This window comes from Sphingomonas sp. Leaf32 (assembly GCF_001421765.1).
Classification (GTDB): Bacteria; Pseudomonadota; Alphaproteobacteria; order Sphingomonadales; family Sphingomonadaceae; genus Sphingomonas.
This window is the reverse complement of record NZ_LMLA01000001.1, coordinates 260,370-280,281: the sequence shown is the minus strand read 5'-3', so window position 1 is coordinate 280,281 and position 19,912 is coordinate 260,370. Positions and strand designations below refer to the sequence as shown.

Annotated in this window: 18 protein-coding genes; 4 read left to right on the top strand and 14 right to left on the bottom strand. The window is 68.0% G+C overall.

What is annotated here, in order from left to right:
• The first annotated feature begins 35 nt into the window (after nt 1-35).
• Nucleotides 36-866 (top strand): zinc-ribbon domain-containing protein, encoded by an 831-nt coding sequence (locus tag ASE83_RS01280; RefSeq protein WP_055787014.1) that lies wholly within the window; start codon nt 36-38, stop codon nt 864-866.
• Between the two features lie 250 nt (nt 867-1,116).
• Here the strand turns inward: ASE83_RS01280 and pdeM are convergent, their stop codons facing one another.
• The 4 genes from pdeM to ASE83_RS01260 all read right to left on the bottom strand — a co-directional run bounded on the left by pdeM (nt 1,117) and on the right by ASE83_RS01260 (nt 7,929).
• Nucleotides 1,117-1,779: a ligase-associated DNA damage response endonuclease PdeM gene (gene pdeM / locus ASE83_RS01275; protein ID WP_055787018.1), complete on the bottom strand. Its 663-nt coding sequence runs from the start codon at nt 1,777-1,779 to the stop codon at nt 1,117-1,119.
• 356 nt (nt 1,780-2,135) lie between these two features.
• Entirely contained in the window at nt 2,136-3,401 is a 1,266-nt protein-coding gene (locus tag ASE83_RS01270; RefSeq protein WP_235513163.1) for a DUF445 domain-containing protein, read from the bottom strand.
• 117 nt (nt 3,402-3,518) lie between these two features.
• Nucleotides 3,519-6,716, bottom strand: a complete 3,198-nt coding sequence (locus ASE83_RS01265) for an efflux RND transporter permease subunit (protein ID WP_055787020.1) — start codon at nt 6,714-6,716, stop codon at nt 3,519-3,521.
• Between the two features lie 4 nt (nt 6,717-6,720).
• Nucleotides 6,721-7,929 (bottom strand): efflux RND transporter periplasmic adaptor subunit, encoded by a 1,209-nt coding sequence (locus tag ASE83_RS01260; RefSeq protein WP_055787022.1) that lies wholly within the window; start codon nt 7,927-7,929, stop codon nt 6,721-6,723.
• A gap of 193 nt (nt 7,930-8,122) precedes the next feature.
• On the opposite strand from ASE83_RS01260, the gene ASE83_RS01255 reads away from it, so the two are divergent.
• Nucleotides 8,123-8,845, top strand: a complete 723-nt coding sequence (locus ASE83_RS01255; protein ID WP_156352579.1) for an SIMPL domain-containing protein — start codon at nt 8,123-8,125, stop codon at nt 8,843-8,845.
• 135 nt (nt 8,846-8,980) lie between these two features.
• On the opposite strand, the gene ASE83_RS01250 is transcribed toward ASE83_RS01255, so the two are convergent.
• From ASE83_RS01250 to ASE83_RS01235, 4 genes are read right to left on the bottom strand one after another with little or no spacing between them, the layout of a single operon-like run.
• A complete protein-coding gene (locus tag ASE83_RS01250) occupies nt 8,981-9,379 on the bottom strand; it encodes an acyl-CoA thioesterase (protein WP_055787025.1) in 399 nt (132 codons plus the stop codon).
• Complete coding sequence (locus ASE83_RS01245) at nt 9,376-10,005, bottom strand: hypothetical protein (RefSeq protein WP_055787028.1); 630 nt, start codon at nt 10,003-10,005, stop codon at nt 9,376-9,378. The genes ASE83_RS01250 and ASE83_RS01245 overlap by 4 nt, the downstream gene beginning before the upstream one ends.
• A complete protein-coding gene (locus ASE83_RS01240) occupies nt 10,002-10,343 on the bottom strand; it encodes a hypothetical protein (protein ID WP_055787030.1) in 342 nt (113 codons plus the stop codon). The genes ASE83_RS01245 and ASE83_RS01240 overlap by 4 nt, the downstream gene beginning before the upstream one ends.
• A gap of 55 nt (nt 10,344-10,398) precedes the next feature.
• Nucleotides 10,399-11,736: a multidrug effflux MFS transporter gene (locus ASE83_RS01235; RefSeq protein WP_235513164.1), complete on the bottom strand. Its 1,338-nt coding sequence runs from the start codon at nt 11,734-11,736 to the stop codon at nt 10,399-10,401.
• Between the two features lie 35 nt (nt 11,737-11,771).
• Between ASE83_RS01235 and ASE83_RS01230 the strand changes: the two genes are divergently transcribed.
• Complete coding sequence (locus ASE83_RS01230) at nt 11,772-12,725, top strand: isopenicillin N synthase family dioxygenase (protein ID WP_055787033.1); 954 nt, start codon at nt 11,772-11,774, stop codon at nt 12,723-12,725.
• A gap of 210 nt (nt 12,726-12,935) precedes the next feature.
• A complete protein-coding gene (locus ASE83_RS01225; RefSeq protein ID WP_055787036.1) occupies nt 12,936-14,228 on the top strand; it encodes a homoserine dehydrogenase in 1,293 nt (430 codons plus the stop codon).
• Between the two features lie 90 nt (nt 14,229-14,318).
• Here the strand turns inward: ASE83_RS01225 and ASE83_RS01220 are convergent, their stop codons facing one another.
• From ASE83_RS01220 to ASE83_RS01195, 6 genes are all read right to left on the bottom strand, one after another.
• Complete coding sequence (locus ASE83_RS01220; RefSeq protein ID WP_055787039.1) at nt 14,319-14,879, bottom strand: hypothetical protein; 561 nt, start codon at nt 14,877-14,879, stop codon at nt 14,319-14,321.
• A 23-nt stretch (nt 14,880-14,902) separates the two neighbouring features.
• On the bottom strand, nt 14,903-15,301 hold the full coding sequence (locus tag ASE83_RS01215) for a hypothetical protein (RefSeq protein ID WP_055787042.1): 399 nt from the start codon (nt 15,299-15,301) through the stop codon (nt 14,903-14,905).
• Nucleotides 15,302-15,333: 32 nt separating this feature from the next.
• Nucleotides 15,334-15,873: a demethoxyubiquinone hydroxylase family protein gene (locus tag ASE83_RS01210; RefSeq protein ID WP_055787045.1), complete on the bottom strand. Its 540-nt coding sequence runs from the start codon at nt 15,871-15,873 to the stop codon at nt 15,334-15,336.
• Nucleotides 15,870-16,349: a disulfide bond formation protein B gene (locus ASE83_RS01205; protein WP_055787048.1), complete on the bottom strand. Its 480-nt coding sequence runs from the start codon at nt 16,347-16,349 to the stop codon at nt 15,870-15,872. The genes ASE83_RS01210 and ASE83_RS01205 overlap by 4 nt, the downstream gene beginning before the upstream one ends.
• Before the next feature lie 4 nt (nt 16,350-16,353).
• Nucleotides 16,354-17,709 carry a S41 family peptidase gene (locus ASE83_RS01200; protein ID WP_055787050.1) on the bottom strand — a complete coding sequence of 452 codons (1,356 nt, stop codon included), beginning with the start codon at nt 17,707-17,709 and terminating at the stop codon, nt 16,354-16,356.
• Nucleotides 17,710-17,900: 191 nt separating this feature from the next.
• Nucleotides 17,901-19,727 carry a methyl-accepting chemotaxis protein gene (locus tag ASE83_RS01195; RefSeq protein WP_055787054.1) on the bottom strand — a complete coding sequence of 609 codons (1,827 nt, stop codon included), beginning with the start codon at nt 19,725-19,727 and terminating at the stop codon, nt 17,901-17,903.
• Between the last annotated feature and the right edge of the window lie 185 nt (nt 19,728-19,912).

Genomic DNA, 19,912 nt, shown 5'->3' with positions numbered 1-19,912 from the left:
GCCCGGCGCGGCCCATGCAGGGGGCAGGGGACGCAATGATCCTCGAATGTACGCAATGCCATATGCGGTATCTGGTCGCCGACTCCGCGATCGGCCCGGCCGGGCGCACCGTGCGTTGCGCCGGATGCCGGCATAGCTGGTTCCAGCCGCCGGCGATGCTCGACCTCGGCACCACCGCCGCCGTCACGCCGCCCGGCGAACCGGCGCCGGCGCCCCAGCCGGCGATGGCGGATGCGGTCGCCGACGCGCCGCGCCCCCGCACGGTTGCCCACGCGCCGACGGCCGCCGCGCCCGAGCTTCCCTATGCCGATACGCCGCGTCCCGCGCCGCTGCGCGCGCGCAGCACCGAACCGCGGCGCTATGTCGATCCGGAGGCCGAGCGGGCCGAGCGGGGCGAGCCGATCAACGCTTTCGCGCACCAGGCGCCGTTCGTCCCGCGCCGGAACCCGGCGCGCCGCCGCACCGCGATGGCGGTCGCCGCCGGCGTGGCGATGCTCGCCGCCTGCGGGGGTATCCTCTATACCGGCACGCCGGGCATCGCCGAACAACTGGGCCTGCCGATCGCGTCCGGCGCCAGCGACGCGCTGAAATTCGCGATCAACACGCCCGAACGTCGGCTGTTGTCCAGCGGCAACGAACTGTTCGCCGTATCGGGGCGGATCATCAACGAAACCGGCAGCCGCCAGCGCATTCCCGACATCCGCGCGGTGCTGAAGGACAGCCAGAATCGCGACGTCTACAGCTGGACGATCAAGCCGCAGACGCGGGTCATCGGACCGAGCGGCAGCCTGACCTTCAACAGCGCAGCGCTGGACGTGCCGGCCAATGCCAAGGAACTCGAACTGAGTTTCGCTTCGGGGTTGTAGGACGCTCCGTCACGCCGCTTCGCGTATCCCGGCCTGCGCGGGGGCGCGGCGAATTTGCGGCTGAGCGAGCTATTTTCGCAGAGGTCTCGCCCGCGCAGCGATACGGTTCCACGCGATAGTGAACGCGCGAAACTCCTTTTGTACCCCGGCGAAGGCCGGGGTCCAGTTACGGTGCGATGTCGATGGTGCCGCTGACGTTGCCCAACTGGACCCCGGCCTTCGCCGGGGTACGTCGACGGATGGGACTTATCTACGCCGCGATCGGAAAGCGCAACAGCCGATCCTCCAGCGCGATCAGCGCTTCCGCGCCGCTGCCGACCGCCCGCACGATTTCCGGATGATGCGCATCCAGCCCGCCGGTCAGCGATCCGAAGGCCGGCAGGATCAGCTTGCGCGCCGTCGCGACGAAGCAGCGCCGCGAGACGCCGCGCCCGCGCAGCCTGACGCGCAGCTTGGGGTGGAAATGGCCCGACACTTCCGGCCGCGTCTCGACCGGATCGGCCTCGTGGCGCAGCACCACGCCATCGACCACCGCTTCATCGACCACTCGCCCGCCGCAATGATCGGCGACGATGCGGTCGTGATTGCCGGTGATCCACGTCCAGTCCGCCCCGCTGGTCAGCGCCCGCAGCCGCGTCTGCGCTTCCTCCGACAGCCGGTCGCACCCGCCGATATCGTGGAAACTGTCGCCCAGGCACCAGATTTCCGCCGGCCGCGTCCGCGCGACCACCGCCTCGATCCCCGCCAGCGTTTCCAACGTGTCATAGGGGGGCAGCATCTGCCCGAACTGGGCGAACCAGCTGGCCTTCTCGAAATGCAGGTCGGCGAGCAGCAGCGCACGCCGCGCCGGCCAGAACAGCGCACCGGCGGGCAGGGCATCAAAGGCGTGACCGGCGAACGAAAGGCGAACCATGGCGTGCGTATAGCGCCGCCGGTGCGATGCTCAAGCCGCAGGGGCGTAACGATTCGATCTCCCCCTATCGTCGCTCCGGCAGAAATCGGCTTCGGTCATGTAGCAGGAAGGACGATCTGATTCACGCGGAGGCGCGGAGAAGATTGTTTTCGCGCAGAGGCGCAGAGAGCGCAGAGGGGATATGCAAGCCGCGACTGCGGCTCTTCGCCTGAAAAGAAGAGGCTTCGCCAGACAGACCGCAATCGCCCGCTGCACCAACCCTCCGCGCTCTCTGCGCCTCTGCGCGAAAACATCCTTTCTTCTTTTCCCCGCCGCCGCGTGCACCAGATCACCGATGCCTCGGGGGCAATCGCAACCTACAACCACATATCGACCACGTGGATCGCCAGCCCGACCATCCCGCCGACCAGCGTGCCATTGATGCGGATATATTGCAGGTCGCGACCGACCGCATTCTCCAGCCGTCCGGTGATGGTCTGCGCATCCCAGCCGCGCACCGTGTCCGACACCAACCGGACGATGCCGTCGCCATAATCGGCGACCCCGCCGACGACCGCGCGGCGGACGAAGCGGTTGACCTTGGCCTTCAGCATCGCATCGGATTGCAGCGTCTGGCCGAGCTGGCGCATCGCCTCCCCGATCGGGCCGGCAAGCGCGCGGTCGGGATCGCGCGCGGCGCGCAGCAGTCCGCCGCGAATCTTTTCCCACACGCCCATCCACCAGCCGGCAAGCGCCGGATTGTCGATCAGGTCGTTCTTCAGCCGTTCGACCTTGGCCTGCACATCGGGGATATGCTGCAGGTCGTGGGCGAGCAGCGCCAGCCCCTCGTTCGCCTTGGCGCGCAAGGGGTGTTCGGGATCTTCGGCGACGTCGGCCAGCATCTTGTGCAGGCCCTTCACCACCGACGTCGCCAGCGTCTCGTCCAGCCCGGTCCAGCGCAGCACCGCGCCGGCACGCTTCTGGATCATCGCGCGGACCAGTTCTTCGTTGGCGTCGAGTGTCTTGGACGTCCAGCGGATGATCGCATCCACCAGCGGCAGATGCCGGTCATCGGCGATCGCGGCTTCCAGCGTACGCCCCAGCGCCGGCGAAACCTGCATCGCGCGCAGCCGGTTCGCGAGCGCGCCGCGCACCATTGTCCCGAACTGGTCGGGGTCGAGGCCCTCGAGGATGTTGGTCGCCAGCCGCGAGGCACCATGGCGCAGCCGGCCGCTGCGCGCCGCCGGATCGGCCAGCCACCTGCCCGCCACGCCCGCCGCATCGACGCGGTGCATCCGGCGCGCGACGACCCGCGCGGTCAGGAAATTGTCGCGCAGGAACGCGGCCAGCGTATTGCCGATCCGGTCCTTGTTGCGCGGAATGATCGCGGTGTGCGGGATGGGCAGCCCCAGCGGATGGCGGAACAGCGCGGTGACCGCGAACCAGTCGGCAAGGCCGCCGACCATCGCCGCCTCGGCAAAGGCCTGGACGAAGCCCCAGGCGGGATGCACGCCCTCCATCCGGCGCGACAGCAGGAACAGCGCCGCCATCGCCACCAGCATGAAGGTGGCGAGCCGTCGCATCCGGCGCAGCGGGGCAGGGACCGCGTCGCCGGCGCGGGCGATGCTTGGGGATGATGCCATTCCCGAAACAATCGCCGGGTGGCCGGAAAGTTCAATAGGGGTTGTCCGTCGTCCTGTCCGAAAACGTCACCCCAGTCTGCGCTGGGGTGACGCCTGCGAGCAGGGAGAGGGCAGATTCTACTCCGCCGCGGGCAGCGACTTCGGCCCCTCGCCCGGCGGCAGCGGCGCGCCGGGCTTGTGATCGATCGCTAAGCCGTCGGCATCGCCCGGACGATAGGTGAGCAGACGACGCGAGAGGCGTGGGCCGACCCAGCGTTCGAGGCCGACGGCAAGGCTGAACGCCCCCGGCACGATCAACAGCGTCAGCAGCGTCGACAGCGTCAGCCCGCCGATCACGGTGATCCCCATCGGTCCACGGGAGGACGCGTCCCCCGACAGCGCCAGCGCGGTCGGCACCATGCCCGCGACCATCGCGACCGTGGTCATCACGATCGGCTGGGCGCGCTTGTGCCCGGCGTCGAGGATCGCGACCTCCTTGTCGACGCCCTTCTCCATCTCCTCCAGCGAGAAATCGATCAGCAGGATCGAGTTCTTGGCGACGATGCCGAGCAGCATCAGCAGCCCGATATAGACCGGCATCGAGATCGGGTTGCCCGTCACCCACAGCGCCAGCAGCCCGCCCAGCGGTGCGAGGAACAGCGACCCCATGTTCACGAACGGCGGCATCACCCGCTTGTAGAGCAGCACCAGCACCGCGAAGACGAGGAAGATGCCGGAGATCACCGCGACGATGAAGTTCTGGATCATCTCGCTCTGCCACTTCGCCTGACCCACGGTCAGTTCGGTGACGCCGAGCGGCAGGTTCTGCATCGTCGGCAGGGCGTGGATCGCCTTTTGCGCGACCCCGGTCACCACGCCCGGCGCCAGATCGGCACCGACGACCAGGCGACGCTGCTGGTTGATGCGGTCGATCTTGGTCGGGCCGGCGCCGAAGCCGATGTCGGCGACGACCGACAGCGGCACCGATCCGCCATTGGCGGTCGGCACGGGCAGGTTCTGGATCGTCGACAGCCGCGAGCGGGCGTCGCGCGACAGGGCGACGCGGATCGGAATCTGCCGGTCGCTCAGCGAGAAGCGCGCGCTGTTCTGGTCGATGTCGCCCAGCGTCGCGATGCGGATCGCACCCGACAGCGCGGCGGTGGTTACCCCCAGGCTGGCGGCGAGGTCGCTGCGCGGACGGATGATGATCTCCGGCCGCTTCAGGTCGCCCGACACGCGCGGCGCGACGACCATCGGCAGCTTTTCCATCTCCTTGACCAGCTTGTTCGCGGTCTCGTTCAGCTTGACCGGATCGTCTCCGCCCAGCGTGATCGACAGGTCGCGGCTGGACCCGCCCCAGCCGAACTGCGACCGGAACGACACCCGCGCATCGGGGATCGCCGCCAGTTCGGGGGCGAGGCCGCGTTCGAACTCGGTGCTCTTGACCATCCGCATCGCGTCATAGGTCGCATCGTCCATCAGGCCGAGCGTATGGCGCACCCGCTCGCCGAAGCTCGGCTTGTCGATCAGTTCGGCGGTCACGCGACCATTGCCGGCATAGCTCGACGAATAGACGGACTTGACCAGCGGCTGGCCCTGCAACAGCTTTTCGACGCGCTTCACGACGGCGGCGGTCTGTTCCAGCGTGGTGCCGGGCACCATTTCGATGCTGGCGGTCACCCGGTCCCGGTCCTGCGGCGGCTGGAACGTCTGGGGCAGGACCATGAACATGACGACGGTCAGCGCCAGTGCGGCGATGCCGGCGACGATGGTCGACCAGCGATGGCGCAGCGTCCAGCGCAGTACGCTCATATACCGGTCCATCAGCCAGCCTTCGCCGTGGCTGGCCGACCCGTGCGCCTTGAGGAAATAGGCGGCGATCATCGGGGTGATGAGGCGCGCGACCGCAAGGCTCATCAGCACCGACGCGACGACGGTCAGGCCGAAATTCTTGAAGAACTGGCCCGAAATGCCCGGCATCAGCCCGACCGGCAGGAACACCGCGACGATCGCCATGGTGGTCGCCAGCACGGCGATGCCGATTTCGTCCGCCGCGTCGATCGATGCCTGATAGGCGGATTTGCCCATGCGCATGTGGCGGACGATATTCTCGATCTCCACGATCGCGTCGTCGACCAGCACGCCCGCGACCAGGCTGAGCGCGAGCAGCGTCATCTGGTTGAGCGTGAAGCCCAGCATGTCCATGAACCAGAAGGCGGGGATCGCCGACAGCGGGATGGCCAGCGCCGAGATGAAGGTCGCGCGCCAGTCGCGCAGGAAGATGAACACGACGATGATGGCGAGCAGCGCGCCTTCATACATCGCGGTCATCGCCGAATGATATTGAATCTCGGTGAACTTGACCGAATTGGACAGCAGCGCGAAGCGGACCTGCGGGTTGCGCTTCTGCAGGTCGGCGAGCTTCTGTTCCGCCTCGTGGAAGACGGTGACGTCCGAAGCGCCCTTCGCGCGCTTGATGTCGAACGCCAGCACCGGGCGGCCGTTATATTCGGCGCGGCTCTTGGGTTCGGCATAGGCGTCGCGGACCTCGGCGATGTCGGCCAAGCGGACCGAACGGCCACCGGCGACCGGCACCTGCGTCTGCGACAGGGCATAGGCGGTGGCGGCGTTGCCCAGCACGCGGACCGATTGCTGCGACCCGGCGATCTCCGCCTGTCCGCCCGCCGCGTTCAGATTGACCTGGCGCAGCGCCTGGTTGACCTGGCTCGCGGTCAGCCCCTGTGCCTGCAACCGCGCGGGGTCCAGCGTCACGCGGATTTCGCGGTCGACGCCGCCGACGCGCTCGACGGTCGCCATGCCCTCGATCGACAGCAATTCCTTGGCGACGGTATTGTCGACATACCAGCTGAGCTGTTCGGCGGTCATGTCGTCGGCGATCGCGGTCCACGACGCCAAGTCCTTGTCGGTCGTGTTGGCGCGGAACACCTGCGGTTCGAGGATGCCGTCGGGCAACTGGCTGCGGATCTGGTTCACGGCCTCGCGCACGTCGTTGACCGCGCGGTCGATCGGCGTGCCGATGTCGAGCTGGATGACGGTCTGCGACGACCCTTCGGTGACGGTCGATTCGATCTGGTCGATGCCTTGGAGCGCGCGCACCGCGGCCTCGACCCGCTGGGTGACCTGCGTTTCCAGTTCGGTGGGCGCCGCGCCCGGCTGGCTGATGACGACGATCGCGACCGGGAATTCGATGTCCGGGTCCTGGTTCACGTCCATCCGCATGAAGCTGACGATCCCGGCGATCGTCAGCGCGATGAACAGCACCAGCGGCGGTACCGGGTTCCGGATCGACCATGCCGATATGTTGCGAAAGCCCATGGCGCTATTCCTTGCGTGTCGGCGCGGCGGCGGCGCGGACCGGCACCACCTGCTGCCCCGGATTGAGGAACGCACCGGCGCTGGCCACCACGCGTTCGTCGCCCATCAGGCCCGAGGCGATCAGCGCCCCTTCGTCCGATACCTCGGCCACGCGGACGTCGCGGCGCACGGCCTTGTCCTGCGCGTCGAGGATATAGACATAGCTGCCCTTGTCGTCGCTCAACACCGCCGATTCCGGCAGCAGCGGCGCGGTCGACGCGCCCGCGCCGATGCGGGCGCTGGCAAAGCCACCAGGGCGCAGCGCAGGATCGTAGCGCAGCGCAATGCGGGCGATGCCCTGTCGTGTCTGCGGGTCGATCACCGGCGACACCTGCCACACCTCGCCCTTGAACACGCGGGTGTCGCCGACCGGCACCACCTCTGCCGGCACGCCCGCCCGGACCGATGCCAGATCGGCTTCCGAGAGCTGCGCGCGCATTTCCATCTGCCCGCCCATCGCGATGCGGAACAGCACGCCGCTGCCCCCGCCGATCACCTGTCCCGGTTCGACCGCGCGGGTCAGGACGAGTCCGGCGGCCGGCGCGCGGATGTCGAGCCGGCGGTTGCGCGCCTGCGTTTCGGCCAGCTGCGCCTGCGCCACGCCGACGCGGGCATTGGCGGCGTCGCGGGTCGCGGTCTTGCGGTCGATGTCGGCCTTCGAGACGAAACCGCGCTCGACCAGCTGCTTCGACCGGTCGAGTTCGGTCTGCGCGATCTGGGCATCGGCGCGCGCCACGCGGACCTGTGCCGCCAGCGACTCGGCGGTCTGCGCCTGGACCGAACGGTCGACGGTGGCGAGGACCTGTCCGGCACCCACCCAGCTACCCGGTTCGACGAGGACCCGGGTGACCAGGCCGCCTTCGCCGACGACGCCGACCGGCATTTCGCGCCGCGCGGCCAGCGATCCGGTACCGGTCACCGTGCGCGTCACCGTGTCGCGGCCCGGCGTGACCACCGTCACCTTGGGCAGCGCGCCGGCCGATGCGGCGGCGGGCGGTCCCTTTGCGGCCGGAGCGGTGCCGCTCTTGCGGCCAAATGCCCAGAAGGCGCCGACCACGACCAACAGGATGACGACGATCCCGATCACCACGGCGCGGCGGCGCGACCGCGGCTGGCCCTCCGGTCCGGTCAGCATCGGGCGGTCCCCCGCGATCGACGTCGATTCGTAATTCATCCACCCCATCCCATTGGAGGCCCCCAGCCCCGGCCGCGCTGTATTATCTCAATACAGCACCTTTCTCAAGCATACACATCGCGTTTTTCGATAAGAACGACAAGCCTTGCATCGTTTGCGTTCAGCCTGCGTTTTGACGCGGAGCCGTAACGACCACCCGGTCATTGCGACGTTGTTTCAAAAGGATGTGCCGATGCTCCGTTCCGCCCTGATCCTGGCCGCCGTTACCGGCGCGCTGCCTGCCGCCGCACAACAGGTCGCGCCCGTCACCGCGCCGATCCTGACCGATGCGACGCTGCTGGACGTCGTGGCCGAAGGCAAGGCGACGCGCGTGCCTGACATCGCGACGATTCGGGCAGGGGTCGTCAGCCAGTCGCCGACCGCCGCCGCCGCGCTGTCCGACAATGCGCAGCGAATGACCCGCGTCGTGGCGGCGCTGCGCAAGGCCGGTGTCGCCGACCGCGACCTTCAGACGGCTCAGATCCAGCTCCAGCCGCAATATCGCTATGCCGAGAATCAGCCGCCGGCGATCACCGGGTATCAGGCGAGCAACAGCGTGTCGGTCCGCTTCCGCGACGTGGCCAAGAGCGGGGCGATCCTCGACGCGCTGGTCGCGCAGGGCGCGAACCAGATCGACGGTCCCACCCTCTCGGTCGACGCCGCCGATGCCGCGCTGGACGAAGCGCGGACCGACGCGATCCGCCGGGCGCGGGCACGGGCCGAACTCTATGCCAAGGCCGCCGGGATGCGCGTCGACCGGATCGTGTCGATCGTCGAGAATGGCGGGGAGCAGCCGCCGATCGCGATGCCGATGATGGCGTCGTTGCGCACGGCAAAGATGGCGGATTCGACGCCGCTGGCGGCGGGCGAACAGGACCTGACCGCGACCGTGTCGGTGCGCTTCCTGCTGCGGTGATGTGAGGTGGCTCCTCACTTCCGGGGAGCCACCTTCGTCATTCCCGCGAAGGCGGGAATCCATATGCGCCGACGTTGATGAAAGGGTCGCGACGCCAGCGTGTATGGACCCCCGCCTGCGCGGGAGTGACGACGGTCAGCCCAGAAACCGCTCCGCAACGTCCGTCGGCACGCGGACCAACCGCCCGGTCTGCCGGTCGAGGACTGCCCAGGTCGTCCGGGCATCGACCTTCACCCGACCGTCCGCGCCGGTAAAGCGCATCAGCCGGTCGAACCGCGCGCCGCGCGGCGCTTCCCCGACCCAGGTTTCGGCGACGACCGTCTCCCCGGCGGCGACATTGCCGCGATAGTCGATCTCGTGGCGGGTGATGACCCAGACATAGGCTGCCTGCTGTTCGGGGGTCGCCACCGCGCTCCAATGCGCAACGGCGACTTCCTGTATCCAGCGGACCCAGACGGCGTTGTTCACATGGCCCAGTTCGTCGATGTCGTCGGTGCTGGCGGTGATCGACCGGGTGAAGCGGGGGGCGGTCATTGCGGGACGATCGGCTCCGATACCGGACGGGGCTTCAGGCCACTGTCCGAGATGCGCCACGCCCGCTGCTCGGCGGTCGCGCCATCGATATCGCCGGTGCGGTGCAGCGTGACCGGACCGGCCAGCGATACCGGCGTACCGTCGCGCAGCTTCCCCGTAACCCGTACGGGAATCTGGATATAACGCTGCCCCGCGCCGGCATCGATCCGCCCCGGTGCGCCGATGGCCGCGCGATAATCGGCATATTTGGCGAAGGACTGGGCGAAGGCCGCCTGCGTCATGCCCGACGCCTGCCCGCCGCCGCCCCAGAGACGCCACGCATCGCCGAACCGCCGGTCGCCGATCGCCGCGAAATAGTCGCGCAGCACCTGTGCCGCCGCCTCCGCACCCGGTTCGGCGGTCGCATCGCCGGGCGAGGGCGCGGGGGAGGGTGGCGGTGCGCTTACGCCGGGAATGCCCTCACCGGCGGGAATGGTGGTCGCGGGCGTCACCGGCGTCGGCGCTCCGGCGGCGGGAACTGGTTCGGCCGGGGCGGCGGCATTCGCTACCGCTTCATTTGCCCCCGGTTCGCTACCGCCGCATCCGGCCAGCAACAGCACCAGCGCGGCTCCGCCCGCGATCCTCACGGCTTGACCGCTTGTCCATCGGCATCGTTCAGGTCACCGTCCTCGGCGAGATTGTCCTCGTCGAAATCTTCCTGAAGCTCGTCCTCATCCTGGTCGCCCTGTCCGGTGACGGTCATGTCGTCATCCTCCTCGGCGAGTTCGTCGTCGACCATGTCGAGTTCGTCCTCATCCGCGTCATCGGACGCGCCGAGATCGGGTTCGAGGTCGGTCAGGATCGTGCCGTCGCTCGGTCCGTCGCGCGTCGCTTCCAGGATTTCAGCGCGTTGGCTTTCGTCATAGCCGTCCTCGTCATAGCCGTCGTCGCCGGTGCCTTGTCCGTTCACCTGATGCCCGCCCATCGCACGTCTCCTATCCAGTCAGGCAAGGGAAACCCGCGTGCGGTCGCGCGGGTTCCTATCCCCGACGGAACAGGCGGCCATGTTCAGTACGAAACACGACGAGCAGAGCGATCAGCCCGAGGCCGAGGAACCCGCCATACAGCGGCACCGTCGTCCCGTCGAACGACTGGCCGATGATCGCGCCCAGCACCGCGCCGCCCAGCATCGACACGAACCCCTGCAACGACGATGCGGTGCCGGCGATCGATCCCATATTCTCCATCGCCATCGCGGAGAAGTTGGAGGTGGCGAGGCCGAAACAGGCCATCATCAGCGCCTGCAGCACGATGAAGCTGGCCAGCGATTCGACGCCCGCCAGCGTGACGGTCAGATGGACGGCGGCGACCGCGACCAGCCCCAGCAGCGCGGCGTGGGAGATCAGCCGGGTGCCGAAGCGCATCACGATCCGCGAGTTGAAGAACGACCCCGCCGCCATCGTGCCCGCGACGCAGGCGAAGGCGACTGTCAGCAGCTTCGGGCGTTCGAACGTCACCTCCATGATCTGCTGGATCGATCCGACGAACCCGAACAGCCCGCCCGACAGCAACGCGGCGGCGATGGTGTAGCCGACCGCATAGCGATCGCGCAGCACCACCTTGTACCCGGCGAGGATGCGGCTGGGCTGCAGCGGCTGGCGCTCCGACACCGGCAGCGTCTCCGGCATCCGCAGCACGAACCAGGCGAGGATCAGCACGGTAACGATCGCGATCCCGCCGAAGATCCAGCGCCACGACGCGAACGCCAGCACCAGTTCGCCGAACGACGGGGCCAGCACCGGGGCGGCCATGAAGAAGATGAAGGCGAGGCTCATCACCCGTGCCATCGCCCGGCCCGAATAACAGTCGCGCACCAGCGCCACCGTCACCACCCGCGCCCCGGCCACCGCCGCGCCGGACGCCAGCCGGGCGATCAGCAGCAGCACGAAGCTGCCCGAAATGGCGGCGATCAGGTTGGTGATCGCGCTGGCGACCAGACCGAAGATCAGCACCGGCCGCCGGCCATACCGGTCGGCGAGCGGACCATAGGCCAGCTGCGCCACCGAAAAGCCGATCAGGAACGACGTGATGACGAACTGGCGCGTATTGGGTTCGGCGACATCCAGCGCGGCGCCGATCGCGGGAAGGGCGGGCAGCATCGAATCGATGCCCAGCGCGGTCAGCGCCATCAGCGCCGCGATCAGCGTGACGAATTCCCCGAACGGCAGCGGGGACCGGTCGGCCGACGGGGCGGACGTGGACGTTTCGGCGGCGGTTTCGATGGTCTGCGACATAACGGTGCCTCCATGGCCCATGTCGTCCGCCGGGTCACGCAAAGGATGGCCCTGTTCGTCCGCCCGGCGCATGTCTATCTTCATCGCTTGTACCCGTATCTTTCAGGATGTTGAGACTCATGGCCGACACGCCGCTTTCGCAGGTTCCGCTGATTTCGATGGCGCAGGCCGAGCAGGACCCCGACGGCTTCGCCCGTGACTTCGGCGGCTCGTTCCAACGCTTCGGCTTCGCGATGGTGTCCGACCACGGTGTCGACAGCCAGGTGATCGAGCGCGCCTGGGCGATGACCAAGGCGTTCTTCGACCTGCCGGAAGAGGAAAAGCGCCGCTATTTCGTCGAGGGCGGCGGTGGCGCGCGCGGCTATACCCCGTTCAAGACCGAGATCGCCAAGGGCGCGACCCATGTCGACCTGAAGGAATTCTGGCATGTCGGCCGCGAGCTTGCCGGCGGGCACCGCTATGGCGACGTCATGCCCGCCAATGTCTGGCCCGACCGGCCCGAGGGATTCCGGCAGGCGTTCCTCGACCTGTTCGCTGCGCTGGATGCGGCGGGCGACCGGTTGCTGTCGGCGATCGCGCGCTATCTGGGGCTGCAACCGAACTGGTTCGACCGCGCGGTAAAGGACGGCAATTCGGTCCTGCGCCTGCTCCATTATCCGCCGGTGCCGGCCGACGCCCCCGAAGTCCGCGCGGGCGCGCATGAGGACATCAACCTCATCACCTTGTTGCTGGGGGCGGAGGAAGCGGGTCTCGAACTGCTCGACCGCGACGGTCGCTGGCTGCCGGTCGCACCGCCGCCCGGGGCGATGGTCGTCAATGTCGGCGACATGCTGCAACGGCTGACCAACCACGTCCTGCCGTCGACCACCCACCGCGTCGTCAATCCGGCGCCCGAACGCCGCGGCCATTCGCGCTATTCGATGCCGTTCTTCCTGCATCCAGCACCCGATTTCCTGATCGAGACGCTGCCGGGTTGCGTGAGCGAGGAGCGGCCGAACCGCTACGAAACGCCGATCACCGCGCACGACTATCTGTATCAGCGGCTGGTCGAGATCGGCCTTATCAAAGCGTGATCGGGAAGGCCGTTCGTCCTGAGTGCGACTGAGCGAAGTCGAAGGCGCGTATCGAAGGACCGCCCGGCATGGTCCTTCGATACGCCGTTTCGACAGGCTCAACGGCTACTCAGGAGCCTTCCCCTCTCGCATCCTAACCATTAGAGACATGAAATCGGCCGGGGCACTGCCCCGGCCGCAATTTTGTTACGTGTGAAACCAGAGGAAGATATGACCGAACCGCTCCGCGTCGCCATTGCCGGCCTTGGAACCGTTGGCGCGGGGGTCATTCGGCTGATCGAAACCAATGGCGACCTGATCGCCAGGCGCGCGGGGCGCCCGATCGAGGTCGTGGCGGTATCGGCCCGTGACCGCACGCGCGACCGGGGCGTCGACCTGTCGCGCTACCCCTGGGTCGATGACACCGCCGCGCTGGTCCATGCCGGCGACGCCGATGTCGTGGTCGAGCTGATCGGCGGGTCGGACGGTCCGGCGCTGACGCTGGCGCGAGGGACGCTGGCGGCGGGCAAGAGCTTCGTCACCGCCAACAAGGCGATGATCGCGCACCACGGCCTCGAACTGGCCGAGGCCGCCGAGGGCAAGGGCGTGGCGCTGAAGTTCGAAGCGGCGGTGGCCGGCGGCGTGCCGGTCATCAAGGGCCTGCGCGAAGGGGCGGCCGCCAACGAAATCTCGCAGGTGTTCGGCATCCTCAACGGCACCTGCAACTTCATCCTGTCGAAGATGGAGGCCGAAGGCCGCGACTTCGCCGAGGTGCTGGCCGAGGCGCAGGCGCTGGGCTTTGCCGAAGCGGACCCGAGCTTCGACATCGATGGCGTCGATGCCGCGCACAAGCTGTCGATCCTCGCCAGCATCGCCTTCGGTACGAAGCCCGCGTTCGATGCGGTGGCGGTGACCGGCATCCGCCACGTGCTGGCCGCCGACATCGCCGAGGCGGCGGCGCTCGGCTATCGCATCCGGCTGGTCGGCGTGGGCGAGGCGGGGCCGCACGGGCTGTTCCAGCGGGTGCATCCGCATCTGGTGCCGCTCGACCATCCGCTGGCGCATGTCACCGGCTCACTGAACGCGGTGGTGGCCGAGGGCAATTTTGTCGGGCGGCTGTTCTTCCAGGGGCGTGGCGCGGGCGACGGTCCGACCGCCAGCGCGGTGGTCGCCGACCTGATCGACATCGCGCGCGGCGAATTCGGTCCGCCCTATGCGATGCCCGCCGCGCTGCTGACCGCCGCCACGCCGGAACGGGCAAGCGAGCGGCGCGGGCGCGCCTATGTCCGGTTGCAGGTGGCGGACAAGGTCGGCGTGCTGGCCGAAATCGCCGCCGCGATGCGCGATGCCGGCGTGTCGATCGAAAGCCTGATGCAGCGTGGCGCCAATCCCGACGGCAGCGTGCTGGTGGCGATCGTCACCCATGAAGGCCCGGAACGCTGCGTCGCGCAGGCGCTGGAGAAGCTGGAAAGCTCGGCCAGCGTGCTGGGCAAGCCGATGTGGATGCACGTACTGGGCGGGTAAGCTCGTGTTGCGGGCGGGGTGTCCAACGGCCCGTCACCAACCAACGCATCGCCGTACCTCCGCCGTGGAGGACGGCACGGCGTCAACGGATCATCGCTCTGGCGTCTCGGCCTCGTTACCGATCACGCCGAAACTGAAACCCTCACCCTTGGCGGTGACGTACATGACCGCCGACATCAGGCAGGACAATTTCGGGTCCGACCCTCCCTCCAGCAACGGGAGCGCCGGCTGCACGATCAATCCTCCCTGGCTGTTCGCAAAGAAGGCGCCAGGCCTCAGGCCGCAATGCCGCTCCAGCGCCTCGGCGAACAGCGCATCGGACGCGTAGGCCGATCGCTCGGGAAAGTTCTTCAGGGCGCCATGTTTTTCGAGTTCGGCTTTGGCATGGGCCAGCATCGCCGGCCGTGCTGCTTCGAACAGACGCTCCTCATATGCCTGCTCCAGCGCCGCGCTTTCGAACTCGACCATCGCCGGGCCGACCGCCGCACGGATGCAGTCGAGTCGGTCGGGCGTCGCGTCGAGCCGCTTGAACAGGATCGTGGCAGCCTGTCCCCGACCCTTGATCGTAAAGTCGCCTCTGCGGATGCCGCAGTCGAGCAACTGCTGCGTCACGACCTGCACATGGGCGGGCGGCGTCGGCGGCATGTCCATCCCGTAACCCCTTGCCGGGGGCGTCAGGGCAGCGGAACGCTCGATTCCGCTTGTTGCCGCGCCCGCCGTTCCGCCCGCGCCGCATTCGCGCGCTGGATGAAGCAGCCGGTCTGCCCGCCCACGCCGGCAGTCGAGCAGCTACCGGTCCCGCTGCCGCCGACATTCAGGTTGTCCTCGACCCGCGTCGCCCAGCTTTCGCCGTCGCGGGTCGGTTCGCCGTCGCGCAGTTCCTTGGGAATGCGGAAGCGTTCGCGTTCGCTGCGGCGGACGCAGACGACGATTTCCTCGCCGCTCGCATTGGTCGGGCATTTGTCGTTGCCGTAGATCACCAGCGTCCCATTCTGCACCTGCGCGGCGGCAGGGGCGACGGGCAGGGTGAAGGCGGCGAAAACGGCGGCACCGGCCAGAAGAAAGCGGGTCATCAGGTCCTCCTGCCGGGGTAACGCCCGGTCGGTCAAATACGTTTCGAAACTTCGATGGCGACGCGACATCCCGCGCGGATCGCCGCCGACAGCAACGGATAGGCGGGTGCCCGTTCGGCACCATGCGCCAACGCCGCTTCCTTATGCTCCAGTTCCTCGGCCTGGAACCTTGCGATCGCGTCGCTTAACGCTGGATGATCGTCGCCCAGCTCGGCGAGCTGATCTTCATAATGTTTGTCGATTTCGGTTTCGACCGCAGCGGTGCAGGCCATCGCCGCCTCCGGCCCGATCGCCGCCGTCACCGCGCCCAGCGCGAAGCCGGCCACGTCCCAGAACGGCTGGATCAGAGTCGGGCGCACGCCCCGTTCGGCGATCAGCGCGTCGAAATAGGCGCGGTGTTCCGCCTCCTGCAATGCCATGCCCTGGATCGCGGCCGACATCGGGCTGCGGTCGCCCATCACCGCCAGCTGCCCGGCATAGATGCGGGTCGCGCCATATTCGCCCGCCTGATCGACACGGATCATCGATTCCAGGCCGCCGGGCCGCCGATCGCCGGGTCGCCACTTGCTCATGTCCGCCTCCGTGTCGCCAGAACCAGTACCGCCAACGCGCCACCGATCGAAAGGATCGCATTGAACCCGGCCAACGAAATCCCGAGGAACGTCCATTGCGGCACGTCGCAGCGCACCACCGGCTGCGCCACGATCGCCGCCAGCAGGTCGCCGCCACTGGCATGGAGCGTGTTGGCGCAGGCGGTCACCCCCTGCCACCAATGATATTCGACCCCGGCATGGAACACGCCGATCAGCCCGCTGACGAGGATCGCGATCCCGGCCAGCACGATCAGCACCCGCTTGCCCGACGTACGCGGCACGACGAACGACAGCGCGGCCAGCGCAATGGCGGCATAATGCGGCCAGCGCTGCCAATGGCACATCTCGCACGGATACAGCCCGCCCAGATATTGCGACGCCAGCGCACCGCCGATCAGCGTCAGCGGCAGGAGCAGCGCGATCCAGCGCGCCAGCGGCAGGTCGTTGGCCCGCATGGCGTCAGCGCTTGGCCGGCTTGGCCACGGGGGCCGCCGCCATCCGCGTCGTCGGCCCGACCCGGCCCATCGTCTGCAACGCGTAATAGAGCTGGAAATCGTCGATCCCGCGCTTCTTGAGCGACTCGGCGCTTTCGGCGAAGCGCGGATCGTCCTTGGTATCCTCGGTCAGCGTCTTGTCGTCGACTCCGGCCTCGTTGACCAAGTGGCGGCGCAGATCGGCCTCGCGATAGACCGGGCGGCTCTTGTAATCGGGGTCGGAGATTTGCGGCACCTTCAAGTCGGGATCGATGCCCCCTTCCTGCACCGACCGGCCCGACGGCGTGTGGTAGCGCGCGGTGGTCAGGCGGACGGCGGTGTTCTTCGACAGGTCGAAGATCGACTGGACCGACCCCTTGCCGAAGCTGCGTTCGCCCATCACGATCGCGCGGTGATGGTCCTGCAGCGCGCCGGCGACGATTTCCGAGGCCGATGCCGTACCCGGATTGGTCAGCACGATGATTGGCAGGCCCTGCGCCAGGTCGCCCGGCACCATTTCCTCGGCGAAATAGCGTTCTGTATCGGCCTTGTCGCGCCCGCGCTGCGACACGATCTCGCCGCGTGCCAGGAAGGTGTCGGACACCTCGATCGCCTGGTTCAACAGGCCGCCGCCATTGTCGCGCAGGTCGATGATATAGCCCTTGGGCTTGTGGCCCAGCGCCTTGTCGATCCCGGCGATCGCGGCGCGGGTGTCGGCGCCGGTCGTCTCGCTGAAGGTGTTGATGTTGATGACGCCGATGCCGTCCTTCACTTCCCACTTCACCGGCTTCTGCACGATCGTGCTGCGCACCAGCGTCAGTTCGATCGGCTTGTCGCGGCCCGGACGCACGATGGTCAGCGACACCTTCGATCCCGTCGGCCCGCGCATCTGCGCGACCGCTTCGTCCAGCGTCCCGCCGACGATCAGCTTGCCGTCGACATGGGTGATATAGTCACCCGACTTGATGCCGGCGCGCGCGGCCGGCGTATCCTCGGTCGGGGTGATGACCTTGACCGCGCCGTCCTCCATCGTGACCGACAAGCCCAGGCCCGAATAATTGCCGGTCGTGGCGATGCGCAGGTTTTCGAAATCCTTGGCATCCAGATAGCTGGAATGCGGGTCGAGCGCGGCGAGCATCCCGCGCATCGCGCCTTCCATCAGCGTCTTGTCGTCGACCTTGTCGACGTAGCTCGCCTTCACCCGGTTATAGACGTCCATGAAATTGTCGAGTTCGCGGAAGCTGCCGGCATCGGCCTGCGCCATCGCGCCGGTGGCGACGGGAACCAGCGCCAGCGCGCCGACGATGGCGGTGGCTTGGAAGAACGAACGGGACCTACGCATAAACGCTTGGATGCTTTCGACTGCGGTACGTTTGTCACACTAGCGGTAAAACGTGCCGCGATCAAAGCGCTGTCTCACGCGACAGGACAGGCTTCCACCATCGGCTCGAAGCGGGACCCGGTTCAGCGGGCGATACGACCCCCGTCTCTGTCGGGGAGGGGCGCAATGGAAACGATCGCCCTCGGCTGCCCTCAAAAGGCCGACCAGTCGTCCTCGACCACGGCCAGCGCGGCGTTGCCGGCGGTGCGCGGGCGCATCGGGACGACGCTCGACGGCCTGCCCTGCGGAGCGCGGGACGGGGCGGGGCGCTGCGCGGTGTCGCCCAGGCGGAAGCTGGTAATCTGCCGGGTCATGCCGTCGGCGTCGGAAGCGAGGTTGCGCACCGCGGCGGTCGCTTCCTCGACCATCGCCGCATTCTGTTGCGTCATGCCGTCCATTTCCGACACGGCGGTATTGATCTGGTGCAGGCCGGTCGCCTGCCGTTCGGCGGAGGCCGCGATATGGGCAACCAGTTCGTCGATCTCGCCGATGCGGTGGATGATCCGGCCGAGCGCATCCCCGGTTTCCCCCACCAGTTGCACGCCGGTGCCGATCTGGGTCGAGGATGCGACGATGCGGGTCTTCACATCCTTCGCCGCCTCCGCCGATCGCTGGGCCAGCGCGCGCACCTCGCTGGCGACGACGGCGAAACCCTTGCCCGCATCGCCCGCGCGCGCGGCCTCCACGCCGGCATTCAGCGCCAGCAGGTTGGTCTGGAACGAGATACCGTCGATCACGCTGATGATGTCGCTGATCTCTGCCGAGGCATGTTCGATGCCGCGCATCGCCTCCACCGCGCGGCGGACGATGTCGCCCGACTGGTCGGCCTCGGCGCGGGCATCGCGGACGATGCGGTTGGCCTGTGCCGCGCCGGCGGCGGTTTCGCGAACGGTCGAAGTGATCTCATCCATCGCTGCCGCCGTCTCTTCCAGGCTGGCGGCCTGTTGTTCGGTGCGTTGCGACAGGTCGTCGGACGCTTGGCGGATGTCGTCGGCGCCGTTGTTGATGCTGCTCGCTGCCTCGGTCACGGTGGCCAGCGTCGCCTGCAACGCGGCAACGGCGGCGTTGAAGTCCGCCTTGATCCCCGCGAACGGCCCGGTCAGGTCGGCATCGACCCGCGACACCAGATCGCCCTCCGCCAGACGCGCCAGCGCCGTGCCGAAGCTGTCGACGATCAGCGTCGTCTGTTCGTCCTTGGCCCGCTCGGCCGTGACCAGCTGATCGCGCAGCGCCTCCGTCGCGCCGGCCAGTTGCCCCAGTTCGTCGCGACGTCCGGCGGCGGGGACGGTGACGGCCATGTCGCCCGACGTCATCCGCTTGAGCGTATCGACCAATGCCAGCAACGGCGCCACCACGACGCGGCGGGTGGCAAGGCCGATGGCGAGGATGACCGCAAAGGTCGCGAAGGTCGTCACGCCCAGCAGCAGGCTGGCGAGACTGGCGGTGGCCGACGCCTGTTCGCCGACATCGGTCAGATGCGCCTCGATCGTGTCGGACAGCGTGCTCATGCCGCCCTCCAGCGTCTCGAACGCCGTCAGGAAGCCGGGCAGCAGCGCGCTGGCGCGGGCCGGATCGGTGGCGGCGGCCTCGGCGATCCGCCCGGCGGTGCCGATATAGGCGTCGACCAGCGGCTGGATACGCAGGGCCTGTGCCGCGATCTCCGGCGCATCGGCATAGGCGGCATCGGCCAGCAGCGCCTTGCGCAACGCCGCCGAATCCTCCGTGAGCGCCTGACGGTTCGCGGCAAGGTCCAGGTCGCCGGTCGAGGCCGCCCGCAGCACTGACAGGACGTCGCCCCGGATCGCGTCATGCATCATGTCGGCGGTCATGTGGTTGCGCAGCAGCGCCGAGCCATGGGTGATGTTCGTGCGTGCCGTTGCCTGCTGCCCGTTGGACCACATGCTCGTACCGGCGGACACCAGCACCAGCAGCGCGATCGTGGCGATCGCCGCCAGCACCATCCGGTTGATCGAGTGCATGTTGCCGTCCTTCCGAATCCGTTGTTCGGTACGATATGGACCGCAAGCCGATAATATACGGTTACACGGCCGTTGACGGTAGCGCCCGGTCGAATGGCGCTGGTTCGGCGGCGTCCTGGGACCTGATCCACTTCGTTTGAAACAGGCGTCACCCCAGCGAAAGCTGGGATCTCCCGGTTGCAGCG